The sequence below is a fragment of the Nocardia sp. CC201C genome, from assembly GCF_030010695.1.
GTDB classification, from domain to species: domain Bacteria; phylum Actinomycetota; class Actinomycetes; order Mycobacteriales; family Mycobacteriaceae; genus Nocardia; species Nocardia otitidiscaviarum.
Map to the genome: position 1 here is coordinate 1 of NZ_JASCXP010000630.1, position 2,712 is coordinate 2,712.

The 2,712-nt window shown below is 68.5% G+C and carries 4 protein-coding genes; 3 read left to right on the top strand and 1 reads right to left on the bottom strand.

Going from position 1 to position 2,712, the window contains the following annotated elements; genetic code table 11:
* Positions 1–97: 97 nt before the first annotated feature.
* Positions 98–682, bottom strand: coding sequence for a sigma-70 family RNA polymerase sigma factor (locus QK444_RS35165; protein WP_282786301.1), 585 nt, complete (start codon positions 680–682; stop codon positions 98–100).
* A gap of 421 nt (positions 683–1,103) precedes the next feature.
* On the opposite strand from QK444_RS35165, the gene QK444_RS35170 reads away from it, so the two are divergent.
* From QK444_RS35170 to QK444_RS35180, 3 genes are all read left to right on the top strand, one after another.
* Complete coding sequence (locus tag QK444_RS35170) at positions 1,104–1,475, top strand: hypothetical protein (protein ID WP_282786305.1); 372 nt, start codon at positions 1,104–1,106, stop codon at positions 1,473–1,475.
* A 43-nt stretch (positions 1,476–1,518) separates the two neighbouring features.
* Entirely contained in the window at positions 1,519–2,268 is a 750-nt protein-coding gene (locus tag QK444_RS35175) for an SDR family oxidoreductase (RefSeq protein ID WP_282786302.1), read from the top strand.
* 194 nt (positions 2,269–2,462) lie between these two features.
* A partial coding sequence (locus QK444_RS35180; protein ID WP_282786304.1) for a hypothetical protein occupies positions 2,463–2,712 on the top strand: 250 nt, incomplete at its 3' end.

Sequence of the window (2,712 nt, forward strand, 5' to 3'; positions counted from 1 at the left end):
GTCAGCAGCAGGCCGCCGCCGACGGCGGCCACCGCGAGGAGGGTGAGGACGGGACCGGCGCGTTTCATGGGAACTCCTGGGGCGTCGGGACGGGGGATCAGGCACTGAGGGGCAGTCGGCGCAGGGAGCGCAGGGCGTAGTGCACGCGGGTTTTGACGGTGCCGACGGGGACCCCCATATCGGCGGCCACATCCTGGTAGGCGCGATCATTGAGGATCACCTGCACGACGGCGTCGCGCTGTGGCGCGGGCAGCCGGGAGAGCAGTTCCGCGACCAGCAGCCCGTCGGCGAGGGTATCGGCGAAATCCGGGCGGGCGTAGTGGCCCTCGGCCACGTCGCCGAGTTCGTCCCAGGCGCTGTCACCGGGGCGAGCGGCGCGCACCCGGGCGATATCGGTGAGGACATTGCGTTCGATGGTGAGCAGCCAGGTGCGCACGCTGCCGCGGTCGGGGTTGTAGGTGCCGCAAGCGCGCCAGGCCCGGAGCAGGGTCTCCTGGACGGCGTGTTCGGCCAGCCCGGGGTCGCCCAGGCGACGCAGGGCGCGCCAGTGCAGCAGGGCCTTGTCGGCGCCCAGCACCTCGGCGAGGCCGGAGTCGGTGCACAGCCGGGCGCAGCGGGCGGCGCACCCCGGCTGGCCGGTGCGGGTGGCGGTCAGGGTGGGGAGGGGCCGCAAGTGTGTCATGTCCTGAATATCGCGAGCCGACCCGGGAACGACATCGGTGGTTGATACCTAATTCCGAAACGTCCGGGCGGTCGGATTGCCGCCCAAAATCATTCGCAGAGCTAAGCGAATGGACGATTTGCCCAGTTGTGAAACCATCCGGTACCTTTTTCTACGCGCCACCGCCTCGAACCCGGCGGCGCGGTCCCCGTGGGTCCGAGGGGAACCCGCGGGGACGATCCGGGAACCGCCGCACGGCACCCTCGATCGAGCACATTGAAACCGGTTTGTACGCAATGAATTCGGGCGTTCCTCACATTTACCCACGTTTTCTCTGATAGACCTGCGCCCGGAGAGATTCGGGGATCTTTCACCACGGGGCCGCACGCACCGGAATTCCGTGTGCGGCCGTCGCGAACTGCGAGGGAGGACCGTCGTGCGTATGCGCACGCTTGCGATCGCGGGGGTCATGGCGTCCGCGCTCATACCGCTGACAGCGGGTGTCGCCGCCGCGGCACCGGCCGCGGAAATGCCGGGTGATGGTCAGTATCTGGTCGGCGTGGATATTCAGCCGGGTTACTACGAGGCCAGTGGCGTCGAAGATCCCGCCGTCGCCTGTTTCTGGCGGCGGTTGTGGAAAGTCCAGACCGATACCGACTACAACGATCCGAACTATTACATCATCGCCAGCGACTTCACCCGGGTCCGTCCCGTCCGGGTGGAGATAAAGGCCACCGATGTGGCATTCCGCAGCGACAACTGCGGGAGCTGGCGCATGGTTCCCAAACCACCCGGCACCGGCTCGTTCGGCTGACGAGCACAGCATTCCGACCGTGCGGTCCGGCTAGGGTGGCGGTATGACGAGGCGCAGAATTCTGATCACCGGGGCGAGTTCCGGACTCGGTGCGGGCATGGCGCGCGAGTTCGCCCGCCGCGGCCGCGATCTGGCGCTGTGCGCGCGCCGACTGGACCGGTTGACGGAACTGCGCGACGAACTGTGCGCCGCCCATCCGGACATCACCGTCGCGGTGCGCGCCCTGGACGTGGACGACCACGCGGCGGTGCCGAAGGTGTTCGGCGAGTTGCGCGAGGAACTGGGCGGGCTGGACCGGATCATCGTGAACGCGGGCATCGGAAAGGGCGCCCGACTGGGCACCGGCCGCGCCGAGGCCAATATCGCCACCGCCACCACAAATTTCGTGAGCGCGCTGGCCCAGGCCGAAGCCGCCCTGAGCATCTTCCGCGAGCAGCGGTCCGGTCATCTGGTGCTGATCTCCTCCATGAGCGCGGTGCGCGGGCTGCCCGGTAGGAAGACGGCGTACGCGGCCAGCAAAGCCGGGCTGTCAGCGCTCGGCGAGGGTCTCGCCATCGAATTGCGGAGCAGCCCGATCACCGTCACCACCGTGCAGCCGGGATTCATCGCCACCGAGATGTCGGCACAGGCGGGGGACGCGAAACTCGTTGCCTCGCTGGACAAGGGCGTGGCCGCCATGGTGGCCGCCATCGAGCGCGAGCCGGTGCGCGCCGATGTGCCCGCCTGGCCCTGGCGGCTGATCGGCGCGGTACTGCCCCGGCTGCCGCGCGCGGTGGTGGCGCGAGTGAGCTGAACCGCGACCGTCCACGCACCGCCCCAGCAAACCGCGCCGCGGACCGCACAATGGAGCCGACCGAACAATATGCGTAATGAAACGCCCAGTAGTGCAATATATTTCGTCGTATCCTGAAAGATCACAACGAGTCCCGGACCGCTGACGGACCGGGATATCGGCGAACGGCACGACAGGACAAGGGGTTGATGCGGATGATCGCGACCGTGGGTACGGCATATGCCGTCGTCGTGACCGCGGTGAGCGATCCGCGCGCCGTGGAGGGCCTGGAGTGGGACCGTGCCGTCGAGTTCCTGCCCAGTATCGCCTCCAACAATCTGCGGGCCTGGTTGCGCGCCCAGGAGGCGGCGGGCACGACACTGCGCCACGGCGTGGTCATCCCGGCCTCCGCGCGCGCCCGACCCGCGCACCGAACACCGGCCCGTGAGGTCTGCGTGCCCGCGG

Bases quoted from the DNA above. Each gene is read 5' to 3' on its own strand.
- QK444_RS35175 (WP_282786302.1), top strand. From the start codon at position 1,519: ATGACGAGGCGCAGAATTCTGATCACCGGGGCGAGTTCCGGACTCGGT.
- QK444_RS35165 (WP_282786301.1), bottom strand. From the start codon at position 682: ATGACACACTTGCGGCCCCTCCCCACCCTGACCGCCACCCGCACCGGC.
- QK444_RS35170 (WP_282786305.1), top strand. From the start codon at position 1,104: ATGCGCACGCTTGCGATCGCGGGGGTCATGGCGTCCGCGCTCATACCG.